The sequence below is a fragment of the Streptomyces sp. NPDC057877 genome (genome assembly GCF_042796855.1).
Classification (GTDB): domain Bacteria; phylum Actinomycetota; class Actinomycetes; order Streptomycetales; family Streptomycetaceae; genus Streptomyces.
In genome coordinates, this window is sequence record NZ_JBHVMS010000007.1 from 55,176 (window position 1) to 80,326 (window position 25,151).

A 25,151-nucleotide genomic window follows, 5' to 3' on the forward strand; every position below is an offset into this window, starting at 1 on the left:
GCCTCAGCTCTGGTTGAAGAAGCCGTCCGCGCGGTGCGCGGCAGGTTCCCCGCTGATGATCTCGGTGTCGGCGGGCGTCAGCAGGAACACCCGGTTGGAGACGCGGTCGATCGAACCGCGCAGCCCGAAGATCAGCCCGGCCGCGAAGTCCACCACGCGCTTGGCGTCGGCGGGCTCCATGGCCGTGAGGTTCATGATGACCGGGACCCCCTCCCGGAACAGCTCGCCGATGGCCCGCGCGTCCCGGAAGCTGTCCGGGGTCACCGTGCCGATCCGGCGGCCCTTCTCCTCGGCCGTGTCCGTGGCCACCTTCACCCGGGGGTCGGTGACCCAGGCGGCCCCGGTGTCGCTCCCCTCGGAGTAATCGTCGTCGTAATAGCGCTCGTCATCGTTGTCGTCGACGAGGCCGAGCCACGCACTCGCCTTGCGCACCGATCCCATGGACGCCTCCTCTCACAGCGGTCTCTCGTGCTTTCCGCTCCCTATGGTCATCCATGATGCGGACGTCGCGCCAAGTGGATAGACGCCGCCCGGGGGGTTTGTGACGGTACTGGTGCACAGCGAATACGTCGAGAGTCCAGGTCCCCCAAGGGTCGTTCCGCAAACGCCTGCTGACTGAGAGTGAAATATGACTCTTCCCCGCGTCCGGGTGATGAGCGGTGCGTAAGGGTGAACGGAACTGCGCCGAGGGTGGGCCATAAGAGATGACGATCCGTCGATAGGATGCGATCGCTCAAAGGTGGGACACGGTCCTACGCACCACGGGGGAGCACGGGGGATCACGCGTGTTCGGAATAGTCAGGCCCTGCCGTCATCGGCTCGGGGAGCGGCTCAAGACGGAATGGATGGCGCATCTGTGCGGGCTGTGTCTCGCGCTGCGCCGCGACCACGGGCAGTTCGCGCGGGTGGTCACCAATTACGACGGCTTGCTGGTCTCCGTGTTGACGGAGGCTCAGGCGGGCCGCTCCGAGGACGGTCGGCGGACGGCCGGGCCGTGCCCGCTGCGCGGGATGCGCACCGCGTCCGTCGCCCGGGGTGAGGGCGCGCGGCTCGCGGCGGCCGTCTCGCTGGTGCTCGCCTCGGCCAAGATGCGCGACCACGTCACCGACGGGGACGGGCTGCTCGCCCGGCGGCCGGTGGCGCTGGCGGCGCGCCGGGTCGCCGACGGCTGGGGGCGCGCGGGCGCCCGCAGCGGCTCCGCCGTCGGGTTCGACACCGCGCTGCTGGTCGACGCCGTGGACCGGCAGGCCGGGGTCGAGGCGCTGGCCGGGCCCGGCACCCCGGTGCTCACCGTCACCGAGCCGACCGAGACGGCCACCGCGGCGGCCTTCGCGCACACCGCCATCCTCGCCGGGCGGCCGGGGAACGCCGGGCCGCTCGCGGAGGCGGGGCGGCTGTTCGGGCGGCTCGCGCATCTGCTGGACGCCGTGGAGGACCGGGAGGCCGACGCCGCGTCCGGCGCCTGGAACCCCCTCACCGCCACGGGGACCCCGCTCACCGAGGCGCGGCGGCTCGCGGACGACGCCGTGCACGGCATCCGGCTCGCGCTCGGCGAGGTCGAGTTCGCGGACGGGCGCCTCGCGCACCGGCTGCTGGTGCACGAGCTGCCCGCCTCCGTCGACCGGGCCTTCGGCAGCGCCTCCTGCGCCCACGGCAGCCATGGGCCGTACGCGCCCGGTGGTCCCGGCGGCCCCGGTGCGCCGCTGCCGCCCGAGCCGCCGCGCCGGGGGCGGGGGCTGCTCGCGGGCTGCGCGGTGTGGGCGGGGCTGGCCTGCACGTGCCAGATGTGCTGCGGGGAGTACGACAGCCCGTGGACGGGGGAGCGCAAGGAGGGGCTGTGCCAGCGCCATGGCGACAACTGCTCCGACTGCTGCGAGTGCTGTGACTGCTGCGGGAAGTGCTGCGACGGCTGTGAGTGCTGCGGCTGTGACTGCTGACGCGGGCTCAGGCCTCGGAGCGCGGCGTCGGCCGACGTAGGAATACACCCGCTTTCCGGCGCGCTCACCCTGCCATGACCACGGACGCGTCCGAGGAGTGGCGGCGCTGGCACGAGCGCCGCAGGGAAGCGGTGTCCGCTCCCTACGGGCCGCTCGCGCTGACCGGCACGCACTGGCTGGCGGACCATCCGGAGGGGCAACTTCCGGACATCCCGGGGCGCTGGACGGCCGACGGTGACGCGGTCGCGCTCACGGCCGTCGAGGGGGACGGCCTGACGGTGGACGGGGCGCCCTTCGCCGGGCGGGTGCGGCTCACGGCCGACCGGGGACCGGTCGCCGGGGCCCGGGTGGCGTACGGGGCGCGGCGGCTGGCCGTGCTGGTCCGGGAAGGGCTGTGGGGCGTACGGGACTTCGACCCGGCAGCCGTGGCCCGGCGCCGGTTCGCCGGGATCGAGGTGACTCCGTACGACCCGCGCTGGTCGGTGCCGGGGCGCTTCGTGCCGTACGACGAGCACCGCACCGTGCGGGTGCCGAACGTGGACGGCCGGGTGCGGGGGCTGCCGCTCGGCGGGGAACTGGCCTTCACGCTCGACGGGCGGGAGTCGGCGCTTCAGGTGTCGGTGGAGGCGGACGGGTCGCTGTGGGCCGTGTTCGCCGACGCCAGCAGCGGGAGGGGCAGTTACCGCTTCCGGTTCCTGCTGCTCGGGGTGCCGGACGCGGACGGCCGTACGGCCGTGGACTTCAACCGGGCCATGCTGCCGCCGTGCGCCTTCGCGGACGCCTTCGTCTGCCCCCTCCCGCCGCCGGGGAACACGCTGGGCTTCGCGGTCATCGCGGGGGAACGCAGACCGGTCTGACGGGGTGACAGAGGGCAATTGCGGGCAGGTGTTCCTTAGGCGGTCACATCGCTACGACACAGGCCGGAGGCCGAAAGGCGCCCTTGCGCCGACCGGCCGTTCGGCCGAATACTCCCCCTCAGCGCTTGTCAGGGGCACGTCGTGTTCGGGATCCGGACACGCTGTCCCCGGCTGCGCCTCACGGGCCCCGACCCCACGCGGGCCCCCTACTTCCCATGTGGAGGAACGAAAAGTGAGGATCGAGCGCACCACCCCTCGCAGCGGCATATCGAGACGGTTCCGGCTGATCGCCGTGTCCACCGGACTCGTGGCCGCAGCCGCGATCGCGGTCCCCAGCGCGAACGCGAGCGACGCCACCACGTTCAGCGCCACCCAGCTCAACAAGGCGGGCGACGCGGTCATGCAGGCCGATGTCGCGGGTACCGCCTGGGCCGTCGACGCGAAGACCAACCGGGTCCTCGTCACCGTCGACAGCACGGTCTCCCAGGCCGAGATCGCCGAGATCAAGGACAAGGCCGGGGCCAACTCCGGGGCGATCACCATCAAGCGCACCCCGGGCAAGTTCAACAAGCTCATCCAGGGCGGCGACGCCATCTACGCGAGCAGCTGGCGCTGCTCCCTCGGCTTCAACGTCCAGAGCAGCAGCGGTACCCAGTACTTCCTGACCGCCGGTCACTGCACCGACGGCGCGGGCACCTGGTACTCCAACTCCGGCCGCACCACGGTCATCGGGTCCACCGCCGGTTCCAGCTTCCCCGGCAACGACTACGGCATCGTGCGCTACTCCGGGTCCGTCAGCCGCCCCGGCACCGCCAACGGTGTGGACATCACCCGCGCGGCCACGCCCGCCGTGGGTACCACCGTCATCCGCGACGGCTCCACCACCGGTACGCACAGCGGCCGGGTCACCGCCCTGAACGCGACCGTCAACTACGGCGGCGGCGACATCGTCTCCGGTCTGATCCAGACCACGGTCTGCGCCGAGCCCGGCGACTCCGGCGGCCCGCTCTACGGCAGCAACGGCACGGCGTACGGTCTGACCTCCGGCGGCAGCGGCAACTGCTCCTCCGGCGGCACGACCTTCTTCCAGCCCGTGACGGAGGCCCTGAGCGCCTACGGCGTCAGCGTCTACTAGGCCTGCCCCTCCCTCGGGCCCGGTCAACGGCAGTACAGGCGAGCCCCCGTACGTCAATGGCGTGCGGGGGTTCTCCCTTGCCCTCGCGGGGCCGCGTGCCCGAGCGCGTTTGCAGTGCGAACCACTCTCGCCGGGCGGGCGGAGTGGTGAAGGAGACGGGGGCGCACGGTGGTTACCGTGTGCGCGTACGGAAGTCGACCTTGTGTGCACCCTGTGCGGTTCGGAAGAGTGGGCGCTCGTCAACCAAGCCTTCCGGTCCCTGGCGGCCCCCACAGCCGTATGGACCGACCCCCCACAGGAGGACATGAGTTGAAGCACCGACGCATACCCAAGCGGCGGGCCGCCGTGGCAGGTGCGGGCATCGCCGCACTGGTCGCCGCGGGAGTCACTTTCCAGAGTGCGAACGCCAGCGAGCCCACCGAGCCGACGGCGCCGCACACCCTCTCGGCGCCCGCGGCCGGAAAGCTCGCCTCGATACTCGGCGCGGACCTCGGCGCCGACGCGGCGGGTACGTACTACGACGCGACGTCGAAGAACCTCGTGGTCAACGTCCTCGACGAGGCCGCCGCCCGGACCGCCGAGGAGGCGGGCGCCCGGGCCCGGATCGTCGAGCACTCCCTCACCGAACTGACGAGCGCCCGGACCACCCTGGGCGAGGACGCGGCCGTCCCCGGCACCTCCTGGGTGACCGACCCACGGACCAACAAGGTCGTCGTCACCGCCGACCGCACCGTCTCCAAGGCCGAGTGGGCGAGACTCACCAAGGTCGTCGACGGGCTCGGCACGGTCGCCGAACTGAAGCGCACCAAGGGTGAGTTCACCCCGTTCATCGCGGGCGGCGACGCCATCACCGGCGGGGGCGGGCGCTGCTCGCTCGGGTTCAACGTGGTCAAGGGCGGCGAGCCGTACTTCCTGACCGCGGGGCACTGCACCGAGTCCATCTCCACCTGGTCGGACTCCGCCGGCACGGTGATCGGCGAGAACGACACCTCCAGCTTCCCCGGCGACGACTACGGCCTGGTCAAGTACACGGCCGACGTCGACCACCCGAGCGAGGTGAACCTCTACGACGGCTCCACCCAGTCCATCACGGACGCCGCCGAGGCCACCGTGGGCATGCGGGTCGTCCGCAGCGGCTCCACGACCCAGGTGCACGACGGCACGGTCACCGGCCTGGACGCCACCGTGAACTACGGCAACGGCGACATCGTCAACGGCCTCATCCAGACCGACGTCTGCGCCGAACCCGGCGACAGCGGCGGCTCCCTCTTCTCCGGCAGCAGCGCGATCGGCCTCACCTCCGGCGGCAGCGGCGACTGCACCTCCGGCGGGCAGACGTTCTTCCAGCCGGTGACGGAGGCGCTGTCGGCGACCGGCACGCAGATCGGCTGATCCACCCCGGCACACCGTGAAGTCCCGCCCCGCGCGCGAGGGGCGGGACTTCACCGTCAGGAGGCCTGGGTGGGCAGCTCCGCCTCCGCCCGTCTGAGGCGCAGTACCGCCGCCAGCATGGTGATCGCGACGCCCGCGACCGCCCACGCCCACAGCACCAGCAGCGCCACGGTGGTGTCGTTGCCCTTGAAGTACGCGATCGAGCGGGCCGTCCAGGTCCCCGCGCCCGGCGGCAGCGCCGGGCCGATCGCCTTCCAGAACGGCGGCAGCATCGGCAGCGGGAAGGCACCGCCCGCGCTCGGATTGCCCGCGATCACCACGAGCAGGATCGCCAGCCCGATGCCGACGATCCCGAAGACGCCCTGAAGGGCGAGCGTGGCGGCGCCCACGGCGAAGGTGATCAGGGCACCGAGCCCCCACAGGTCCACCACACTGCCCGGCAGCGCGTCCAGGACCGGCCCGACGATCACCGCCCCGCCGAGGCCGCCGACGATCGCGACCAGGGCCATCACCAGCAGCCGGATGGCCGCGCGGCGCGGGTCCGCGGGCCGGGCCCCGGTGCTGATGGCGAGGATCGAGGCGCAGAGATAGCCGCCGACGCACCACCCCACGACCAGGTAGAAGGACGACAGCCCGTCGAAGTCCCGGGCCGAGGCCGGGGCCACGTCGACGGTCCGCACGGTCCGCCCCTCGGCCCGCTCCAGCTCGGTGACGAGGTCCTCGAGGGTGGTGGCGAGGGCGCTGCCGCCTCCCGTGGCGACCAGCAGGGTGTCCCGGTCGCCGCCGGGGTTCACGATCAGCGCGCCGTCGATGTCCCGGTCCAGGATCTGCCGCCGGGCCGTCGCCTCGTCGGCCACCGCGCGCGGGTCCAGCGGATCGCCGGGCAGCCGCTCCAGGCGGGTCACCGTCTGCTCCGCCGCGGCCCCTGGCGCGACCACCCCGAAGGGCACGTCCCGGGGCCTCGGGTCGTGCAGCGCCCCCACGTACGAGGCGATGAACAGCAGCTGGAGGGCGATCACACCGAGCACGAGCAGCGTGGCACGCGGAGTGACGGCGTCCCTCACCTCACGGAGGAACGGGGTCTGTGTCATGTCCCCACAGTCCGGGGCGGGGGGCGTTTACGCAGGTGGGAGGGGTCCGAACGGTTGTCGTACGGATGTTCGAGATTTGGTCTATGGTGGGGGTGAGCAGGTTGGGAACGGATGTTCGAAAGCGGTCGACGGTAGGAGGTGCGGATGCCGGGCTTCACGCATCTGCACACCGTCTCCGGGTTCTCCTCGCGCTACGGAGCCTCACACCCGGAGCGGCTGGCGGAGCGTGCCGGGGAGCGGGGCATGGACGCCCTCGCCCTCACCGACCGGGACACCGTCGCGGGCGCCGTCCGGTTCGCCAAGGCCTGCGCGAAGGCGGGCGTCCGCCCGCTGTTCGGCGCGGAACTGGCGGTGACGGCCCCCGAGCCGGACGCCGTACGGCCGGAGAAGCGCCGTCGGGCCCCGGTGCGCGGTGGTGCCTTCATCGACGAGTCGACACCCCGCGTGACCTTCCTCGCCCGGGACGGCGCCCGCGGCTGGGCCGATCTGTGCCGCCTGGTCACCGCCGCCCACCGGGCCCCCGACCTGCCCCTGCTGACCTGGCCCGACAACCACGCCGACGGCCTGACCGTGCTGCTCGGCCCCGACTCCGACGTGGGCCGCGCCCTCGCCGCGGGCCGCCCCGACCGCGCCGCCCGGCTGCTCGCGCCCTGGCGGGAGGTGTACGGCGACGCCCTGCGCCTGGAGGCCGTCTGGCACGGCCGCACCGGCACCGGGCCCGGCTCGCTGCGGCTGGCCGCCCGTACCGTCGGCTTCGCCGCCGAGCAGGGCGTCCGCCCGGTGCTCAGCAACGCCGTCCGCTACGCCGATCCCGGCATGGGCCCGGTCGCCGACGTGCTGGACGCCGCCCGCCGACTGGTCCCCGTCGACCCGGCCAAGGGTCTCGACTCCGGTGAGGCCTGGCTCAAGGACGCCGGGGCCATGCTGGGCGCCGCCGAGCGGGTCGTGGAGGCCGCGGGCTTCCGCCGCGAGGCCGCCCACCGGCTCCTCGAGCAGACCCGGGCGACCGCCGCCGAGTGCCTGGTCGACCCCGAGGACGACCTCGGCATCGGCACCGTCCACTTCCCCGAGCCGCACCTGGTCGGCGCCGGGCGGCGCACCGCCCAGCGGGTGCTCGCCTCCCGGGCGGCGGCGGGCATGGTGCGGTACGGGTACACCGGCCGCCGCGCCTACTGGGAGCGGATGCACCAGGAGCTGGACATCATCGCCCACCACGGCTTCGCCTCCTACTTCCTGACGGTCTCCCAGGTCGTCGACGACGTACGGGGGATGGGCGTCCGGGTCGCCGCGCGCGGCTCCGGCGCGGGCTCCCTGGTCAACCACCTCCTCGGCATCGCGCACGCCGACCCGGTGGAGCACGGGCTGCTGATGGAGCGGTTCCTGTCCAAGCGCCGCCTGGTGCTGCCGGACATCGACATCGACGTGGAGTCCGCGCGCCGCCTGGAGGTCTACCGCGCGATCATCGACCGGTTCGGCACCGAGCGGGTGGCGACGGTCGCGATGCCGGAGACGTACCGGGTGCGGCACGCGATCCGGGACGTCGGCGCGGCCCTGTCCATGGACCCGGCCGACATCGACCGGATCGCCAAGTCCTTCCCGCACATCCGCGCCCGCGACGCCCGCGCGGCCCTCGACGAACTGCCCGAGCTGCGCGAACTCGCCGGTCAGCGGGAGCGCTACGGCAGGCTCTGGGAGCTGGTCGAGGCGCTGGACGCGCTCCCGCGCGGGGTCGCGATGCACCCGTGCGGGGTGCTGCTCTCCGACGCCTCCCTGCTCTCCCGTACGCCGGTGATGCCGACCAGTGGCGAGGGCTTCCCCATGTCGCAGTTCGACAAGGACGACGTGGAGGACCTCGGGCTGCTCAAGCTGGACGTCCTCGGGGTGCGGATGCAGTCGGCGATGGCGCACGCGGTCGCCGAGGTGGAGCGGGCCTCGGGGGAGCGGGTCGACCTGGACGCGGTGCCGGACGGCGACCCGGCGACGTACCGGCTGATCCGGTCGGCCGAGACGCTGGGCTGCTTCCAGATCGAGTCGCCGGGCCAGCGGGACCTGGTGGGGCGGCTGCAGCCCGCCACCTTCCACGACCTGGTGGTGGACATCTCCCTCTTCCGGCCCGGGCCGGTCGCCGCGGACATGGTGCGGCCGTTCATCGAGTCCCGGCACGGGCGGGCGCCGGTGCGCTATCCGCACCCGGACCTGGAGGGGCCGCTGAAGGAGACGTACGGGGTCGTCGTCTTCCACGAGCAGATCATCCACATCGTCGACATCATGACCGGCTGCGGGCGCGGGGAGGCGGACCGGGTGCGGCGCGGGCTGTCCGACCCGGAGTCGCAGGGGCGGATCCGGGTGTGGTTCGCCCAGCACGCGGCGGCCCGGGGCTATGACGCAGAAACGATTCAGCGCACCTGGGAGATCATCGAGGCCTTCGGCTCCTACGGCTTCTGCAAGGCGCACGCGGTCGCGTTCGCCGTACCGACGTACCAGTCCGCGTGGCTGAAGGCGCATCACCCCGCCGCGTTCTACGCGGGGTTGCTCACGCACGACCCCGGGATGTACCCGAAGCGGCTGCTGCTGGCGGACGCGCGGCGGCGGGGGGTGCCGATCCTGCCGTTGGACGTGAACAAGTCGGGGGCCGCCCACAGGATCGAACTGGTGTCTGAATCCCCTTCTGTGGCAGGGGTGTGGGGGCTGCGCCTGGCCCTCTCCGACGTGCACGGCATCAGCGAGGCCGAGGCCGCCCGGATCGCCGGGGCGCAGCCGTACGCCTCCCTGCTCGACTTCTGGGAACGGGCCCGCCCGAGCCGCCCCATCGCCGGGCGGCTGGCGCAGGTCGGCGCGCTGGACGCGTTCGGCGCCAACCGGCGCGACCTCCAACTGCACCTGACCGAGCTGCACCGGGGCGCCCGCGGCGGACGCGGCGACCAGCTCCCCCTCTCCGGGGGCCGCCGTACCGCCTCCGCCGGGCTGCCCGACCTGTCCGAGGCGGAGCGGCTCAGCGCCGAGCTGGGCGTGCTGTCGATGGACGCCTCGCGCAATCTGATGGACGACCACCGGGTCTTCCTCGACGAGCTGGGCGTCATCTCCGCCCGGCGGCTGCGCGAGGCGCGGCACGGGGAGACGGTGCTGGTCGCGGGCGCCAAGGCGGCCACGCAGACGCCGCCGATCCGGTCCGGCAAGCGGGTCATCTTCTCCACCCTCGACGACGGCACCGGCCTGGTCGACCTCGCCTTCTTCGACGACTCCCACGACACCTGCGCGCACACCGTCTTCCACTCCTGGCTGCTGCTGGTGCGCGGGGTCGTGCAGCGCCGCGGCCCGCGCAGTTTCAGCGTGGTGGGCGCGGCGGCGTGGAACCTGGCCGAGCTGCTGGAGGTACGGCGGGAGGAAGGGCTGGAGGGGGTCGCGGCGCGGCTGGCCGAGCAGCCGTCCGGCGCCGGTCCCGGCGACGGCTCCGAGGCCGAGGAGCAGGGGGAGGACCGGAAGATCCGCATGTCCACGGGGTACGAGATGCACCCCTGGGCGGATCTGCGCCCCGCGGGCGAAGGGTCCGCGGTGGGAAGGAAGTTGTGGCACCAGAGTCCGGGGAGTGCGGGATGACGATCCTCTGCGTACGTTTCCAGCTGCCGCCGATGTACGAGGCCGCCCTGCCGGGGCTGCTCGGGCTGCTGGAGGAGTTCACACCCGTCGTCGAGGCGCTGCCACCCGACGGGGCGCTGGCCGATCTGCGGGGCGCCGAGCGGTACTTCGGGCGTACGGCCGTCGAACTGGCCGCCGTCATCCGCGTCCGCGCGCTCGCGCTGCACGGCGTGGACTGCGTGATCGGCGCCGGGCCCGGACCGATGCTGGCCCGGATGGCGCTGGGCACCGCCCGCCCCGGCGTCACCGGCGTGCTGCCCGCCGGACCGGAGGGCATCGCCGACCTGCCCGTCACCGCGCTCCCCGGCGTCGGCACCGCGACCGCCCGCACCCTGTGCGAGTACGGCCTCGACACCCTCGGCCGGGTCGCCGCCGCGCCCCTGTCCACGCTCCAGCGGCTGGTCGGCGCGAAGGCGGGCCGCGAACTGCAGGAGAAGGCGAACGGCGTCGACCGAGGCCGCGTGGTGCCGAACGGCGTCTCCCGGTCCCTGGTCGAGGAACGCCGCTTCGACCGCGACGAGCTGAACCCCGAACAGCACCGTCGCGCGCTCGTCTCCGCCGCCGAGGAACTGGGCGCCCGCCTGCGCGCCGTGGAGAAGGTCTCCCGCACCCTGACCCTGACCGTCCGCTACGCCGACCGCTCGGCCACCGCCCGCACCCGCACCCTCGCCGAGCCGACCGCGCACTCACCCGCCCTGACCGCGACGGCCTACGGCATGTACGACGCGCTCGGCCTCCAGCGCGCCCGGGTCCGTGCGATCGCCCTGCGCGCCGAGGGGCTGAGGCCCGTCGAACAGGCCTCCCACCAGCTCACCTTCGACCCCGTGGACGAGAAGGTCCGCCGTATCGAGGAGGTCGCCGACCGCGCGCGGGCGAGGTTCGGGCCACGGGCGGTGATGCCGGGGAGGCTCGCGGCGTAGGACGGGTCAGTGGGTCCAGGGCGGGGTGACGCGGGTGCCGTCGGCCAGTTCCGCCGTCATGCCGAGGGAGGTGGTGACCCAGGTGGTGGCGGTCCGGTCGGTGGGGTTCTCCACGGCGAAGACGGAACCGGCGTTGACGACCACCGTGTCACCTGCGGTGACGCGCTCGGTCTGCCCGTCGAGGGTGACCAGCAGTTCGCCGTCGAGCAGGTGCAGGACCTCCTCCCGGCTGACCGAGTGCGCGGGTGCCCGGGTGGCGGCCGGTATCTCACCGCGCCAGGCGCACAGTTCCTTGCCGCCGGTGCGGGGGGTGACGTACGAGACGAAGCGGGCGCCGTGCAGGTCGTGGGTGACGGCTTCGGAGGGGCGGATGACGGGCATGTGCGGTTGCCTTCCCTGGGGAGCTACTAGTCAAGTAGCTTGACTACTTCTCTCGCCTTCATGGTCAAGCTGCTTGACCAATTAGTCAAGGGTGTTTCAATGCCCTGGTGCAGAACTCCGATGCCCTGTCCCTGACCGTCACCCTGCTCGCCGCGGCGGGGGAGCTGACGCGCCGCATCAACGAGGGTGTCGTCGCCCGTGGGTTCGAGGGGCGGCCCGCCTACGGGTTCGCCTTCACCCGGCTGGCTCCGGACGGTGCCACCGTCACCGACCTCGCGGTGCACCTCGGGGTGACCAAGCAGGCCGCCAGTCAGCTCGTCGACGAGCTGGTGCGCAAGGGGTACGTCGAGCGGCGCGCGCACCCCGAGGACGCCCGGGCCCGGCTGGTCGTGCTGACCGGGCGGGGATGGGCGTGCGCGCGGGCCGCGGAGGAGGCGGCGGAGGAGGTCGTGGCGGAGTGGGGTGCGGTGCTGGGCGAGGGGGAAGTGCGGGCGCTGGCGGCGCGGTTGGGGCAGGTGGCGCCGGGTGGGCCGCTGAAGCCCGTGTGGTGAGGCGGGGCGGTGTTGTTCGGTATTGCCGGTTAGCGGTGGAAGTTTTTACTGGTACGTAGCTTCTCAAATATGGCTACTCGCCCGTAACTTGACGAGTGAACAGCATCCCGTGATCCGGATCACAGGGCGTACGGCAGTCCCCACTCCCTTGAGCCGCAAGGAGATCACTCGATGCTGCCCTGGAAACGAGCGACGAGATCCATCGCCGCGCTGCTGCTCACCGCCGCGGTCGCCGTCGTTCCCGCCGCCACCGCCGCGCACGCGACCGACGCCCCGTCATCGGGGTCCCCCCTGATCGAGCAAAGCCAAGAGCTCGGGGGAGGCTGGAACGACTACTCCTGCAAGCCGTCCGCCGCGCACCCCCGCCCCGTCGTCCTGGTGCACGGCACCTTCGGCAACTCCGTCGACAACTGGCTGGGCCTCGCGCCCTATCTGACCAAGCGCGGCTACTGCGTCTTCTCCCTCGACTACGGCCAGCTCCCGGGTGTGCCGTTCTTCCACGGCCTCGGGCCCATCGACAAGTCGGCGGAGCAACTGGACGCGTTCGTCGACAAGGTGCTCGACGCGACCGGCGCCGCCGAGGCCGACCTGGTCGGGCACTCGCAGGGCGGCATGATGCCGCGCCACTACCTCAGGTTCCTCGGCGGCGCCGACGAGGTCAACGCCCTGATCGGCATCGCCCCCAGCAACCACGGCGCCACCCTCAGCGGCCTGACCAACCTGCTGCCGTTCTTCCCCGGCGCCGAGGACCTGCTCTCCGCCACCACCCCGGCCCTGGCCGACCAGATACCCGGCTCCGCCTTCCTCACCAAGCTCAACGAAGGCGGCGACACCGTGCCCGGCGTCCGCTACACCGTCATCGCCACCCAGTACGACCAGGTGGTCACCCCCTGGCGCAGCCAGTACCTGGACGGGCCGGACGTACGCAACGTTTTGGTGCAGGACCTGTGCCCGGTGGACCTCTCCGAGCACCTGGCGATCGGGCTGCTGGACCGGATCGCCTTCCACGAGGTCGCCAACGCCCTCGACCCGGCACACGCCAGAACCACCACCTGCGCGTCGGTCTTCAACTGACGGCCCGTCCGGCCATGCCGCCGGGGTCCGACCGGCCTGAGCCGCCGGTCGGACCCCGCGCGGAGTCCCCTGAGGTCAGCGGCCGTGCCGTCCGCCGCCCACCGCGCGCCGCCGCACGGAGGCGAACAGGGCCGCCGCGCCGACGGCCAGCGCCGCGGCGCCGCCGACCGCGAGGTACGGGGTGGTGCTGTCGCCGCCGGTCTCGGCGAGGTTCGCCGTACTGCCCGCGGCCTTGGGCTGGTTGGCGGTCGCGGTCGCGGCCTCGGCCTCGGCCTCGGCCTCGGTCTCGGTCTCCGCGGTGGCCGGTTCGGCGGAGGTCTTCGGGTCGTCGTCGCCGTGGCCGTGGTTCTCTACGGTGGAGTGCTCGGCGGCTTCCTCTATCTGCTCGTCGGTGGGGGCGGTGGGGGCGGGGGCTTCCTGGGATGGGGTTTCTCCCTCGGAGGTGTCACCGCCTCCGCCGTTGTCGCCGCCGAAGGTGACGTCCGAGCAGGAGTAGAACGCCTCCGGGCTGTCCGAGCGCTGCCAGACCGCGTACAGCAGGTGCTGGCCGGAGCGCTCGGGCAGGGTGCCGGAGAACGTGTAGAAGCCGCCCGTCGCGGCCGGGTCGGTGGCGGTCGCCACCGGGTTGGCCAGATCGAGGTCGTCCCAGGCCAGCGGCTGCGACGGGTCGTAGCCGGGCTTGGTGAGGTAGACCTTGAAGGTGCCCCTGTGCGGGGCGGTGACACGGTACTTGAAGGTGTACGCGCCACTGCTGACGCCGGTCGAGGGCCAGTCGGCGCGGGCCAGGTCCAGCCCCTTGAACTGGTCGTTGTTCGCGCTGCACAGCCTGCCGTCGGGGATGAGCGTCTGGTGCTGTCCGGCGGCGTTGCCGATGCGGATGCCGTTCCAGTCGTAGAGCGCCTGGGTGCCGCCCGCCGCGACCGCCGCCTTGCACGCGTCGGAGCGCGGGTTCTCCGGACCCTCCGCGTGGCACTGCGAGACCCGGCTGACCGGGTCGCCCATCGAGCCGTGCGCCACGGCGGGGGCGGCGGTGAGCGCGGTCAGGGCGAGCGGGGTGATCCCGAGGGCGGCTGCGGCGGCTGCCTTGCGGCGTGCGGGCATGGGGGACTCCTGATCGGAACGGACGGGGTGGACGGGGGTCGAATCCCGTGGGGTGATCAGAAGCTAGCCCCAACGAGCGGCGGAATCGCCTGCTGGGAGCGGCGTGCGGAGATCCTTATGGTCGCTTTAAGGAAGTGCTCAGGCTGGGCTGAGGTAGTTACCGTGCGGGCATGGCAGATGACGTGATCCGGCTGGCCGAGGCCGCCGACGTACCGGCCGTGCGGGCCGTCACGGACGCGGCGTACCAGCCCTATGTCGCGCGGATCGGGGTGGTGCCGCAGCCCATGCGGGCGGACCACGCGGCGGACGTGGCGGCGGGGCGGGTGTTCGTGACGGGGGAGCCGGTGGTGGGCCTGGTCGTGCTCGAGGCGCACGCGGACCACCTGTTCCTGGACAGCATCGCCGTCCGTCCCGACGCGCACGGCACGGGCGTGGGACGGCGGCTGCTGCGGTTCGTGGACGCACGCGCGCGTGCGCTCGGTCTGACCGAGGTCAGGCTCCACACGAACGCGATGATGTGGGAGAACCAGCGGATCTACCCGAAGTACGGGTACGAGGTCGTGGAACGGCGCGTCGACGGGCCGTACGACCGTGTCCACTACCGCAAGCGGCTGGACCCCGGCGCGCGCTGAGGCCTATGGTCGCTCGCCGTCCGGCCACCAGGTGCGGGCGATGTCCTTGCGCACCTCGGGACGTCCCGCCGGGGACTCGTCCGCCTCTTCGCGGAGCCGACGGGCGTCCGTCTTCCTCGGGGGCTTGTGCACGGTCACTCGGCGCATGGCTGCCTCCTTCAGTGACTACCGTGTTCCGTGTTCGCACGGAGGTAGACACTTTCGGCGAGGGTTCCTCATCGGTGCGGGTCTGTCAGTGGCGGGTGTCACTCTTGGGCCATGACGGAACACGTGGACTGGGATGCGCAGGCCGCCGCCTTCGACGACGAGCCTGACCACGGGCTGCGCGATCTGGCGGTGCGCGGCGCCTGGGCGCAGCGGCTGCGCGGCTGGCTGCCCGAGCGGGGCTGTGACCTGCTCGACCTCGGTTGCGGCACCGGGAGCCTGGCACTCCTCGCGGCCGAGCAGGGACACCGGGTCACGGGCGTCGATCTCTCCCCGGCGATGGTGGAGCGGGCGCGCGCCAAGCTCGCCGGGCGTGACGCGGCGTTCCTGGTCGGTGACGCGGTGGCACCGCCCGTGGGCGAGCAGCGCTTCGACGCCGTGCTCGTCCGGCATGTGCTGTGGACCCTGCCCGACCCCGGCCGCGCCCTGCGGCACTGGCGGGGGCTGCTGCGGCCGGGTGGGCGCCTGGTGCTGGTCGAGGGCGTGTGGGGCACGGTCAGCCCCGTCGGCATCCCCGCCGAGCGGCTGACCGCGCTCCTGGCGCCCCTCGCCGAGCGGATGGAAGTGGAGCGGCTGTCCGACGATCCGCTGTTGTGGGGGAGGGAGGTCGACGACGAGCGGTACGTGGTCGTGGCGGGCGGGCAGGTCCGATGAGCGCGCGGTCGGAGGGACGGGCCTGGGTGTGCTGTCCCGGGACGTTGGTGGGTGACAGGCCCTAGCCGAGCAGGGCCTCGAAGTCGCCCCCACGCGCCCTGGACTCCAGCTCGTCCAGGGCCGCCGACGCCGCCCTCGCGGCCTCCGGGTCGCTCGTCAGCAGGCCGCTGGCGGTGAACTCGTCCTCGTCCAGGCGGCGTACGTCCGTGCCGTCGGCGGAGCGCCAGAGGTCGAGGTCGAGGTCTTCGACGAGGAGTCCGGTGTCGGTGAGGGTGGCGGGGCGGGTGATGTCGCAGTACCAGCCCTTCAGGGTGCCGGTGGCGGTGCGGACCTCCTTCACGGAGTACCAGCGGTCCCGCCAGTAGTACTCGGTGAAGACGTCACCCGGCTCGAAGCGTACGAAGCCGAAGTCGCGGGTGCCGGAGCCCGCCCAGGGGGCCCGGACGGTGACGCGGGTGCCGTCGTCGGACAGCAGCTCCGCCGGGTAACGGATCTTCGTGCGGCCCGCCTTGACCAGGACGACGTCCACCTGGGGCGGCCGGTCAGCCGAGTTCGCGGACATGGCGTACCTCCGTGGCGCAGATGTCGTAGCCGAACCACTTGTTGATCGCGAGCATCGGCTCGTTCCCGGCGTCGTTGCCGGTGAACGCCTCCGTGTACCCGGCGGCGCGGGCCCGGTGCAGGGAGTCGTTCTTGGCGAGCTTGGCCAGGCCGCGGCCCCGGAAGGCACGGGCCGTGCCGGTCATCGCGGTGGCGTAGCGCGAGCCGCCGTCCGTGTACGCCACGCTGAACGCGGCCGGGCGGCCGTCGACCACCGCGACCGAGGTCAGCTCGAGGTCGAGGAGCGGGTGCCGCCAGGTCTCCGTCAGCCAGGCCTCGTAGTCGGTGAACTCGACGTCGATGTCGCTCGGTTCGTCGGAGGACGTCTCCGCGTCCAGCTCGAACATCGGGCGGGGGTCGGACGCGTAGTCCGCGGCCGTGCGCAGCTCGACGCCGGGCGGCGGGTCCTGACGCGGCGGCAGGGTGCCGTGCGCCAGGTCCAGGCGCAGGAAGTGGGCCGAGCGGCTGGCGCGGTAGCCGTGCGCCTCCGCGAAGGCGCGGTTGCCCGGCGCGTCCAGCACCCAGCTGTGGAGCCTCGTCGCGCCGTACGCCGCCAGGTGCTCCTCCGCCGTGCGCACCAGCAGCGAGCCCGCGCCCCGCCGGGTGTGCTCCGGATGCACGTACACGTTGACGTAGCCCTGGCCCGGCTCCGGGCTCTCATGGGCCAGGCCCGCCTGCGCGGTGCCGATGACCTCGCCGTGCCGCTCGGCGACGAGGGCGAGGTAGTGGGCGTCCGGGTGGGCGTGGGTCACGCTGTGGGCCACGGAGGCCGGGGTGGACAGCATGTACGGGAGCGCGAGGTGCCGGACGTGGGTGAACCCCTCGACGTCGGCGGCGGCATCAGGGCGCAGGGCGCGCACGATCACTGTCATAGGGCGGCACGCTACGGGGCGACCTGCCGGGATGCCTCCCATTTTCCGGTGGTGCGGGACAATCGGGCCGTGACCTTGAAGATCGAGATCGATGAGAGTGCCACGGCGGGGCCGCCGTACGAGCAGGTGCGGGCGCAGATCTCCGCGCAGGCGCGGTCGGGGGCGCTCCCGGTGGGCTACCGGCTGCCGACCGTGCGGGGGCTGGCCGAGTCGCTGGGGCTGGCCGCGAACACCGTCGCCAAGGCGTATCGCACGCTGGAGACGGACGGGGTGGTCGAGACGCGGGGGCGCAACGGGACGTTCGTCGCCGCGGCGGGGTCGGCCGCGGAACGGGAGGTCGCCGGGGCGGCGCAGTCCTACGCTCAGCGGGCCCGGCGGTTGGGGGTGTCGGAGGAGGAGGCGTTGGGCGCCGTGCGGGATGCCCTGCGGGCCGCTTACGGGGAGTGAGGTGGTCATGCCGGGTGCGGGTGCGGGTGCGGGTGCGGGTGCGGGTGTGTCGTGGCTGGTCGCGCGGTTCCCCGCGCCCCTAGGCGGGTGGGTGTGACCGTCAGTCCCCGCGTCTCCGTCAGTCCGGCGAAGGTTGCCGCGTCCCTCACCGCTGCCGCGCCCGGGTCGTTGTTGAAGTACGCGTAGACGTCGCGGTGGTTCTCCGGGAACGCCGTCGCGACGCGTTCCGCCCAGGACAGGAGCGCCCGGCGTCCGTAGTGGGGCCATGGGTGGGCCCGGCCCTGGTGGAAGCGGACGTAGCCCCAGTCGGTGGTGCGCCACAGGGGGGTCACGGGGCGGGAGAGGACGTCGGCCCAGCACAGGGCGGCGCCACGGGACTCCAGTACGCGGCGCACCTCGGGTGTCCACCAGGAGTCGTGGCGGGGCTCGACCGCGACCCGGACGGCAGACGGGAAGCACGCCAGGCAGGTGTCCAGCAGGCCGGGGTCGGCGCGCAGGGTCGGGGGGAGCTGGAGGAGGACCGGGCCGAGCCGGTCGCCCAGGCCGTAGGCGTGGGTCAGCAGCCGGTCCACGGGTTCCCCGGGGTCCCTCAGCCGCTTGATGTGGGTCAGATAGCGGCTGGCCTTGACCGCGACGACGAAGTCCGGCGGCACCCGCTCCCGCCAGGCCTCGAAGTTCTCGCGGGTCGGCAGCCGGTAGAAGGCGTTGTTCAGCTCCACCGTCGCGAAGTGCGCCGCGTACTCCTCCAGCCACAGCCGCACGGGTACGTCGGCCGGGTACAGGACGCCCTTCCAGTCCTTGTACTGCCAGCCCGACGTGCCGACGAACAGGGTCATACCTCCAGGGTCACAGATACAGCCCCGCTTCCGCCCCGCCGCGCGGCTCCGGCAGCGACGTCGGCGAGGTGCCCCGGCGCAGCGCGTACAGCTCCGCCAGGGTGGCGCCCTCGCGGCCCAGGCCCTCCTCGGTGCCGAGCCAGTTCACCGCCTCCGCGCGGGTCAGCGGGCCGACCTCGATGCGGGCGAGACAGCGGCCGGGGCGGACGACGGCGGGGTGCAGGCGCTCCAGGTCCTCGTTGGTGGTGACGCCGACCAGGACGTTGCGGCCCTGGCCGAGCAGCCCGTCGGTGAGGTTCAGCAGCCGGGACAGGGCCTGGCCCGCGGTGTGCTTGGCCTCGCCGCGGATCAGTTCGTCGCAGTCCTCCAGGAGCAGCAGCCGCCAGCGGCCCTTGCCCGTGGAGTCGTCCTCGCCGATCGCGATGTCCATCAGATAGCCGACGTCGGAGAAAAGCCGCTCGGGGTCGAGGACGCAGTCGACCTGGCACCAGTCCCGCCAGGACCGGGCCAGCGTGCGCAGCGCGGACGTCTTGCCGGTGCCGGGCGGCCCGTGCAGCAGGAGCAGTCGGCCCGCGATGTCCTCCGGGGTGGTCTTCATCAGCCGGTCCATGGCGTTCGCGACCGGCGCGGTGTAGTTCGGCCGGACCTCGTCCCAGGTGCCCGCGGAGATCTGCCGGGTGGTGCGGTGCGGGCCGCGGCGCGGGGAGACGTACCAGAAGCCCATCGTCACGTTCTCCGGCTGCGGCTCGGGCTCGTCGGTCGCGCCCTCGGTGGCCTCGTCGAGCACCTTCGCGGCCAGTTCGGCGCTGGTCGCCGTGACGGTGACATCGGCGCCGCGGTTCCAGCGGGACACCAGCAGGGTCCAGCCGTCGCCCTCGGCGAGGGTGGCGCTGCGGTCGTCGTCGCGGGCCATGCGCAGCACGCGCGCGCTCTGCGGCAGCAGCGTCGCGCCGGAGCGGACGCGGTCGATGTTGGAGGAGTGCGAGTAGGGCTGCTCGCCCATGGCGAAGCGGCCGAGGAACAGCGCGTCGACGACATCGGCGGGTGAGTCGCTGTCGTCGACGTTGAGCCGGATCGGCAGCGCGTCGTGAGGGTTCGCAGACATGCCGCCATGATCGGGCACTGGGGCGCCGCCCGCACCCGGTTTCCGAGGTGCGCGGAAAGTGTCGGCATCTGTCCCGAACCCCGCACCCCCCGTTAGCGTTGCCCTCGATGGGACGACCTGGGTGGGTTTCGGGGGCCTGGCGGTGGCTGCTCGGCGTCGCGGCGGCGGTCGTGGCGCTGCTGGTGACCGTGCTGACCACGCTGCCCGGCGACGGCGCGGGCACCGGCGGCAAGGCGCACGGCACGCCCGCCACCTCGCCGGGAGACGTCGGCTGGGGCTTCACGCACACCCAATTCAGCGCCGACGCCGGTGCGCGGGACGCCACCGCGCGGGTCGAGCGAAGGCTCGCCCGGACGCCGGGCCTGCCGCAGAACCAGCACATCATGGGCTGGGGCGCCGACAACCCCGAGCCGGTGCCGGGGCGCTACGACTTCGCGGCCCTGGACCGCCGTATCGACTTCGCCCGCGCCTCCGGGGGCACCCCGGTGATCACCCTGTGCTGCGCGCCGGACTGGATGAAGGGCGGCGAGCCGGGCGCCGGGAGGACCGACTGGAGCCGGGCCGCCCTGGAGACGGCGCCGGAGCCCGGGCACTACGCGGACTTCGCCGACCTCGCCGCGACCGTCGCCCGGCGCTATCCCGACGTACGCCACTTCGTCGTCTGGAACGAGTTCAAGGGCTTCTGGAACGACGCCGAGGGCCGCTGGGACCACGAGGGCTACACCCGCCTGTACAACCTGGTCCACCGGGCGCTGAAGGAGGTCGATCCGGACATCATGGTCGGGGGCCCGTATCTGGTGATGGACAGCCTCGACCCGCGCCGGACGGAGAACGCCTCCCGGAGCCTCAAGGGCCCCTGGGGCGCCATGGACCAGCGGGTCCTGGACGCCTTCGCCTACTGGAACGAGCACAAGGCGGGCGCCGACTTCGTCGTGGTGGACGGCTCCAGCTACACCAAGGACGGCGCGCTGCTGCCCGACGAGTTCGCCGCCACCGGGAAGCTGACGGCCGTCAGCCGGTGGGTGCGGGAGCAGGTCGGCGACGAACTGCCGCTGTGGTGGGCGGAGTACTACGTTGAACCGGACGCGTCCGCCGACGGTGACGACGACCGCGCGGGCTGGTCCGAGGAACGGCGCGTCGCCGTGCAGGCCACCGGCATGATCGCCCTGGCCGAGGGCGGCACCACCTCCGGCTTCTACTGGAACCCCGAGGAGGAGAGCGGCCCCGACTGCCCCGGCTGCCTGTGGACGCCGACGTCCACCGCGCACGGCGGTGCCGCCCTGCCCGTGTACGACCTGCTCTCCCGCTTCCACGCGGCCTTCCCGCCGGGCACCTCCTACGACACCGTCGCCGCCGACGACGTACCCGGCGTCCGGGTGCTGGCCGACGACGAGGACGTCCTGGTCGTCAACACGCTCGACCGGGCGGTCGGCGCGCGGGTCGACGGGAGGCGGTTCGACATGGCGGCGTACGAGGTGCGGTGGCTCAGGCGCTAGCTGATCGTCAGGAACCGCTGCACCAGCGCCGCGAACAGCAGCGCCAGCAGCGGCAGCGCGCACCGGAAGCTGCCCCGGAGCCACCGCAGCCGCCGCACCCCCGGCCGGACCGCGACCCGCACCACCTCACGGGCCGTCAGCAGCACGACCAGCGCACCGGCCGCCAGCGCCCCGGCCACCGACCAGGGCGTCCAGGTCACCCGCGGCCCGACCGGCCCCGGGTCGGCCTGCGGAACGGGGCCGGGCGGCTGCTCGCGCAGGGCGTACAGGGTCACGTCCTCGTTGACGAGGACCCTGCCCAGCTCCGGCCGCCGGTTCAGGTTCCGGATCAGCCGCGACTCCCAGGCGGGCGGATAGCCCGCGTCCATCGTCAGATACGTGACCTGACCGCGGTTGACCATCAGATACGAGTTCGGGCCCGCGTCCTGCAGCGCCTCCACCAGGCCCGACACCAGCACCGGGTCGACCGGCGCGAGCGTCGGCACGTACCGCACCCTCTCCATGTCCCGCGCGCCCCACGGCATCGCCGGTGTCACGGTGACCAGCGGGTCGTCGCTCAGCCACAGCAGCCGTACGGTCGGCTCGTCGTGGGCGTACACGTACTCCATGGCGGCGACCTCACCGGGGCGCACCCGTTCGAACGGCTCGTTGCCCCAGCGCGCCACCAGGAACCCGCCGACGAGGACCAGCCCGGCGAGCAGCGCGGCCAGTGGGGCGAGGCTCACCCGGTCGCGGTCGCGCTCCCCGGCGGTGACGCCGGTGCGCGGGAACAGCGCGAGCCCGGCCAGCAGGGCGGCGCCGGGCAGCGCGAACAGGAAGACGCGCAGCGCCATCTCACCGCCGTAGGACTGCATGCCGAAGCCGAGGAACGGCACGAAGGCGAGGACCGGCAGGGAGCGTTCGCGGTACCGGTAACGGCGGCGCCGCCACCAGCCCCAGCAGGCCAGCGCCAGCACGGTCCCGGCGAGCAGCACGCGCGCGTAGAGGACGAGTTGGTGGGTCGAGCTGCCGCCCTCGATGCGGCCGGACACCGACGACGACACATTGCCGCCGATCCCGCCGACCCCGCCGAACAGCTCGTCGAAGTGCCCGGACCAGTACGGCTCGGCCATGAACCCCACCCAGCTCGCCACCAGCACGCCGCACAGCAACGGCAGCCCGCGTAGCTCGCACCGGCCGACGACGACCAGCGCCGCCGACACGCCCAGCATCACGAACGGGGTGAGCTGGTGCGCGGGGACGGTGGCCGCGAAGAGGCCGATCAGTACGGCCAGCAGGACCGCCTTCTGGCGGCGGTCGGCCGGTTCGACCTCCGCCTCACCGGGGCGCAGCCGCCTCCGGATGACGTGCGGGGCGCGGAACCAGACGAGCAGGATCGCCACGAAGGCCAGGTGGAGGAGGTAGGTGAAGCCCTGCGGGGAGAAGTAGTCCTGGCCGACCCAGCCACCGAGGACGAAGATCCACACGCCGGTCCACTTCGCCCGCCAGCTGGCCCGCATCGAGCGGGCCAGCAGGAACACCGGCCCCAGGCAGAGCAGTTGGACCGTCAGCGGCCACCAGCGGATGACCTCGGTGAGGTTGTCGACCCCACAGGCCTCGGAGACGAACTCGGCCGCCGCGAAGAAGCCCGGCCAGCTCCAGCGGGCGTCCAGGTCGGGTACGGCGGAGCCGGTGCGGTCGATGTGGTCCAGGAAGCCGAGGTGCTGCCAGGCGGTCGCGAACCGTGGCTCGGCCTCGAGCACCGCGGGCAGCGCGTGCAGCGAGACCAGGGTCGCGAGGAGGGTCGTGAGCAGCAGCGCCCGGGGCTCGCGGCGCGGCCACAGCAGCGAGGTGAAGACCACCACCAGCAGTCCCGCCCCCAGCAGGGTGGCCCGGGGCAGCACCGAGACCAGCCCCAGCCCGCCCATCGCGTCCAGGTCGGCCTCACCGAGCCCGGCCACGGGCACCCAGTACAGCAGCAGCGCGACGGCCAGCAGACAGCCGAGGACGAGGGGGAGGCGGGGGCGGGCGGGTTCGGTACCGCCCAGGTCGGAGAGGTCCCCGTCGGGGGCGGTGGCGTCGGGGACGGGCGGCGCCGGGCGCACCGTCCGGTACAGCCGGGGCGCGGCGATCGCCACGATCACCGTGAGGCTGGCGATCTCGGCGACCCCCGCGCCGGTCAGCCCCATCCGGGGGAGCAGCAGCAGTGTCAGCCCGAGCACCAGCGCGCACAGCAGCCCCTGGAGCCAGGCCAGCCCGGCGGTGCGGCTCTGGGCGCGCAGCACCGCGAAGTACGTCTCCATGACCACCCGCAGCACCGCGCCCACCGCGAACCAGCGCAGCAGCGCGGTGGCCGCGTCCGCGTAGCCGGAGCCGAAGACGCCGAGGATCCAGGGCGCGCCGAAGAACAGCGCGGCGGCGACCGGCAGCATGATCCGGGCCATCCGCCGCAGCGCGGCACGCGTGTTGGCGGCCAGCCGCGCCGGGTCGTGGCTGCCCTCGACGGTGAGCGAGGCGCCCATGTTGAGGGCGAGGAGGTTGACCGTGCCGCCGATGGTGGCGGTGACGTAGAAGTAGGCGTTGTCGGCGGCGCCGACCTGGGAGGCGACGATCACCGGCACCAGATAGACCACCGCGAGCGAGAACAGCGACCCGGTGCAGTCGCCCGCGAGGAAGCGTCCGACCTGTCGCGGCCCCGGCGGCTCGGACCGCCCCTCGGTCGCCCGCACATGCCGGGGCACCAGCCGACGGAACACCAGCCAGCCCAGCGGCAGCACGGACACGGCGATCGCCGCGCCCCAGGACACGAAGACCCCGGCCGTCGGGACCGCCGCCGCGCAGACGACCAGCAGCCCCAGCTTCACCACGGAGAACGCCGTGTTGCCGACCGGCACCCACAGCGCGCTGCGCAGCCCGGTCAGCACCCCGTCCTGGAGGGTGAGCACATTCCAGGCGACGACCGCGACGACGAACCCGGCGGCGGGCAGCGGCCCGTCCAGGAAGCGGTACGACGGCCCCCACCGGTCCAGCGTCAGCAGGAACCCCCCGGCCGCGACCGCCACCACCAGCGAACTGCCCGCGTAGGTACGCAGGATCAGTCGCCCGGTGGTGCGGCCCGCCACCGGGATGAACCGGGCCAGGGCGCCGGTCAGGGTCACCGCCGTCAGCCCGGCCAGCAGCTTCATCGCGGCGATCGCGGCGGAGCCCTGGCCGACCGCGGACTCGGAGTAGTAGCGGGCGGCGGCCAGCCAGAAGCCGAGGCCCAGTACGGCGGAGATGCCGGTGTTGAGCATCAGGGCGTAGGCGTTGCGCAGCAGCGGACCGGCCCGCCGCTCCGGCGCCCGCGCCCCGGCGGTCGCCTGCCGCGTCCTGGCGGTCGTCTCAGACACGGGTACGGGTGGCCTTCCGGCGGACCTGCCGGGCGCGGCGGACGAGGGCGTACCCCCGGGTGAGGGCACGGTCCCGGGCGAACGTTCGGGTGAGGCGGCGGCCGGTGAGCAGCCGCTCGAAGGTGTCGAGGCCGGTGGACCGGCGCACGGTGACCCGTCTGAGGGCGTACGGCCCCTGCGCGCGCCGGGCCGGACCGTTTCCGACGGCGAGCGCCTGGGTGAACCCCGCCGCGCGCACCGCCTGGCGCACCCGGCGGCTGGAGTAGCCGTACGGGTAGGCGAACGACACCGGCAGCGCGGCCAGCTCGTCGGCCACCCGGTCCCGGCAGCGGGTCAGCTCCCGGCGCAGAGGGGTGTCGTCGAGCTGGTCGAGCTGGGGGTGGGTGTGGCTGTGGCCGCCGATCTCGACGCCCGCCGCGGCCAGTTCGCGCACCTGGCCCCAGTCGAGCATGGTGTCCGGGCCCGCGCCCGCGATCCAGCCGGTGGCGACGAACAGGGTCGCCGGGAAGCCGTGCTCGGCCAGTACGGGCAGGGCGTGCCGGTGCACCCCCTCGTATCCGTCGTCGAAGGTGATCAGCACCGGGCGGCCGGGCAGCGGACGCCCCGACCGCCAGCGCGCGGCCAGCTCCGCCGTGGTCAGCGGGGTCAGCCCCAGCTCGGCGACCAGCGCGAGCTGCTCCGCGAACGCCTCCGGGGCGACGGACAGGGCGCGGGTGGCGGCGTTCGGGTCGGTGGCGACGGAGTGGTACATCAGGATCGGCACGCCGGTCTCAGTCATCGCCCACCGCCTCGGTACCCCCGGTCTCAGTCATCGCCCACCGCCTCGGTACCCCCGGTCTCAGTCATCGCCCACCGCCTCGGC

General features: G+C 73.2%; 23 protein-coding genes. 12 read left to right on the forward strand and 11 right to left on the reverse strand.

Annotated elements, in window-relative coordinates:
• Window positions 1–3: 3 nt before the first annotated feature.
• A complete protein-coding gene (locus tag ACFVQG_RS21820; RefSeq protein WP_383385762.1) occupies window positions 4–441 on the reverse strand; it encodes a cell division protein SepF in 438 nt (145 codons plus the stop codon).
• Window positions 442–785: 344 nt separating this feature from the next.
• Between ACFVQG_RS21820 and ACFVQG_RS21825 the strand changes: the two genes are divergently transcribed.
• From ACFVQG_RS21825 to ACFVQG_RS21840, 4 genes are all read left to right on the forward strand, one after another.
• The gene (locus tag ACFVQG_RS21825; protein ID WP_383385765.1) at window positions 786–1,937 is read left to right on the forward strand and encodes a DUF5685 family protein; all 1,152 of its coding nucleotides are present in this window, start codon (window positions 786–788) and stop codon (window positions 1,935–1,937) included.
• A gap of 74 nt (window positions 1,938–2,011) precedes the next feature.
• A complete protein-coding gene (locus ACFVQG_RS21830; RefSeq protein WP_383385768.1) occupies window positions 2,012–2,794 on the forward strand; it encodes a DUF1684 domain-containing protein in 783 nt (260 codons plus the stop codon).
• 232 nt (window positions 2,795–3,026) lie between these two features.
• A complete protein-coding gene (locus tag ACFVQG_RS21835) occupies window positions 3,027–3,929 on the forward strand; it encodes a S1 family peptidase (protein ID WP_383385770.1) in 903 nt (300 codons plus the stop codon).
• 309 nt (window positions 3,930–4,238) lie between these two features.
• On the forward strand, window positions 4,239–5,321 hold the full coding sequence (locus ACFVQG_RS21840) for a S1 family peptidase (protein ID WP_383385773.1): 1,083 nt from the start codon (window positions 4,239–4,241) through the stop codon (window positions 5,319–5,321).
• Window positions 5,322–5,377: 56 nt separating this feature from the next.
• On the opposite strand, the gene ACFVQG_RS21845 is transcribed toward ACFVQG_RS21840, so the two are convergent.
• Window positions 5,378–6,412 (reverse strand): DUF3533 domain-containing protein, encoded by a 1,035-nt coding sequence (locus ACFVQG_RS21845; RefSeq protein ID WP_383385776.1) that lies wholly within the window; start codon window positions 6,410–6,412, stop codon window positions 5,378–5,380.
• A gap of 144 nt (window positions 6,413–6,556) precedes the next feature.
• On the opposite strand from ACFVQG_RS21845, the gene ACFVQG_RS21850 reads away from it, so the two are divergent.
• Window positions 6,557–10,009 carry a DNA polymerase III subunit alpha gene (locus ACFVQG_RS21850; RefSeq protein ID WP_383385779.1) on the forward strand — a complete coding sequence of 1,151 codons (3,453 nt, stop codon included), beginning with the start codon at window positions 6,557–6,559 and terminating at the stop codon, window positions 10,007–10,009.
• Window positions 10,006–10,968, forward strand: coding sequence for a hypothetical protein (locus tag ACFVQG_RS21855; RefSeq protein WP_383385782.1), 963 nt, complete (start codon window positions 10,006–10,008; stop codon window positions 10,966–10,968). Before ACFVQG_RS21850 ends, ACFVQG_RS21855 begins: the two co-directional genes overlap by 4 nt.
• Window positions 10,969–10,974: 6 nt before the next feature.
• Here ACFVQG_RS21855 and ACFVQG_RS21860 read toward each other — a convergent pair whose 3' ends face one another.
• Entirely contained in the window at window positions 10,975–11,349 is a 375-nt protein-coding gene (locus tag ACFVQG_RS21860) for a cupin domain-containing protein (protein WP_383385785.1), read from the reverse strand.
• Window positions 11,350–11,456: 107 nt separating this feature from the next.
• Between ACFVQG_RS21860 and ACFVQG_RS21865 the strand changes: the two genes are divergently transcribed.
• Complete coding sequence (locus tag ACFVQG_RS21865) at window positions 11,457–11,900, forward strand: MarR family winged helix-turn-helix transcriptional regulator (protein WP_383385788.1); 444 nt, start codon at window positions 11,457–11,459, stop codon at window positions 11,898–11,900.
• Between the two features lie 171 nt (window positions 11,901–12,071).
• Window positions 12,072–12,974, forward strand: a complete 903-nt coding sequence (locus tag ACFVQG_RS21870) for an esterase/lipase family protein (protein ID WP_383385791.1) — start codon at window positions 12,072–12,074, stop codon at window positions 12,972–12,974.
• A 75-nt stretch (window positions 12,975–13,049) separates the two neighbouring features.
• On the opposite strand, the gene ACFVQG_RS21875 is transcribed toward ACFVQG_RS21870, so the two are convergent.
• Window positions 13,050–14,075 carry a lytic polysaccharide monooxygenase gene (locus ACFVQG_RS21875; protein WP_383385794.1) on the reverse strand — a complete coding sequence of 342 codons (1,026 nt, stop codon included), beginning with the start codon at window positions 14,073–14,075 and terminating at the stop codon, window positions 13,050–13,052.
• Between the two features lie 170 nt (window positions 14,076–14,245).
• On the opposite strand from ACFVQG_RS21875, the gene ACFVQG_RS21880 reads away from it, so the two are divergent.
• Window positions 14,246–14,707, forward strand: coding sequence for a GNAT family N-acetyltransferase (locus tag ACFVQG_RS21880; RefSeq protein WP_383385799.1), 462 nt, complete (start codon window positions 14,246–14,248; stop codon window positions 14,705–14,707).
• 3 nt (window positions 14,708–14,710) lie between these two features.
• On the opposite strand, the gene ACFVQG_RS21885 is transcribed toward ACFVQG_RS21880, so the two are convergent.
• Window positions 14,711–14,854 (reverse strand): hypothetical protein, encoded by a 144-nt coding sequence (locus tag ACFVQG_RS21885; protein WP_383385802.1) that lies wholly within the window; start codon window positions 14,852–14,854, stop codon window positions 14,711–14,713.
• A 111-nt stretch (window positions 14,855–14,965) separates the two neighbouring features.
• Here ACFVQG_RS21885 and ACFVQG_RS21890 point away from each other — a divergent pair, with 111 nt between their 5' ends.
• Window positions 14,966–15,565: a class I SAM-dependent methyltransferase gene (locus ACFVQG_RS21890; protein ID WP_383385805.1), complete on the forward strand. Its 600-nt coding sequence runs from the start codon at window positions 14,966–14,968 to the stop codon at window positions 15,563–15,565.
• A 61-nt stretch (window positions 15,566–15,626) separates the two neighbouring features.
• On the opposite strand, the gene ACFVQG_RS21895 is transcribed toward ACFVQG_RS21890, so the two are convergent.
• Together ACFVQG_RS21895 and ACFVQG_RS21900 are read right to left on the reverse strand one after the other, a co-directional pair.
• On the reverse strand, window positions 15,627–16,127 hold the full coding sequence (locus ACFVQG_RS21895) for a DUF402 domain-containing protein (protein WP_383385808.1): 501 nt from the start codon (window positions 16,125–16,127) through the stop codon (window positions 15,627–15,629).
• Window positions 16,108–17,037: a GNAT family N-acetyltransferase gene (locus tag ACFVQG_RS21900; protein ID WP_383385810.1), complete on the reverse strand. Its 930-nt coding sequence runs from the start codon at window positions 17,035–17,037 to the stop codon at window positions 16,108–16,110. The genes ACFVQG_RS21895 and ACFVQG_RS21900 overlap by 20 nt, the downstream gene beginning before the upstream one ends.
• Window positions 17,038–17,106: 69 nt before the next feature.
• On the opposite strand from ACFVQG_RS21900, the gene ACFVQG_RS21905 reads away from it, so the two are divergent.
• A complete protein-coding gene (locus tag ACFVQG_RS21905) occupies window positions 17,107–17,484 on the forward strand; it encodes a GntR family transcriptional regulator (protein WP_383385815.1) in 378 nt (125 codons plus the stop codon).
• Between the two features lie 5 nt (window positions 17,485–17,489).
• Here the strand turns inward: ACFVQG_RS21905 and ACFVQG_RS21910 are convergent, their stop codons facing one another.
• Together ACFVQG_RS21910 and ACFVQG_RS21915 are read right to left on the reverse strand one after the other, a co-directional pair.
• Window positions 17,490–18,320: a DUF72 domain-containing protein gene (locus ACFVQG_RS21910; protein ID WP_383385817.1), complete on the reverse strand. Its 831-nt coding sequence runs from the start codon at window positions 18,318–18,320 to the stop codon at window positions 17,490–17,492.
• Between the two features lie 10 nt (window positions 18,321–18,330).
• On the reverse strand, window positions 18,331–19,425 hold the full coding sequence (locus tag ACFVQG_RS21915) for a DUF5925 domain-containing protein (protein ID WP_383385820.1): 1,095 nt from the start codon (window positions 19,423–19,425) through the stop codon (window positions 18,331–18,333).
• 107 nt (window positions 19,426–19,532) lie between these two features.
• Between ACFVQG_RS21915 and ACFVQG_RS21920 the strand changes: the two genes are divergently transcribed.
• Window positions 19,533–20,921 (forward strand): xylan 1,4-beta-xylosidase, encoded by a 1,389-nt coding sequence (locus ACFVQG_RS21920; RefSeq protein ID WP_383385823.1) that lies wholly within the window; start codon window positions 19,533–19,535, stop codon window positions 20,919–20,921.
• On the opposite strand, the gene ACFVQG_RS21925 is transcribed toward ACFVQG_RS21920, so the two are convergent.
• On the reverse strand, window positions 20,918–24,289 hold the full coding sequence (locus ACFVQG_RS21925; RefSeq protein WP_383385826.1) for a lipopolysaccharide biosynthesis protein: 3,372 nt from the start codon (window positions 24,287–24,289) through the stop codon (window positions 20,918–20,920). The genes ACFVQG_RS21920 and ACFVQG_RS21925 overlap by 4 nt on opposite strands.
• Window positions 24,282–25,067 carry a polysaccharide deacetylase family protein gene (locus ACFVQG_RS21930; protein ID WP_383385833.1) on the reverse strand — a complete coding sequence of 262 codons (786 nt, stop codon included), beginning with the start codon at window positions 25,065–25,067 and terminating at the stop codon, window positions 24,282–24,284. The genes ACFVQG_RS21925 and ACFVQG_RS21930 overlap by 8 nt, the downstream gene beginning before the upstream one ends.
• Window positions 25,068–25,151: the final 84 nt, after the last annotated feature.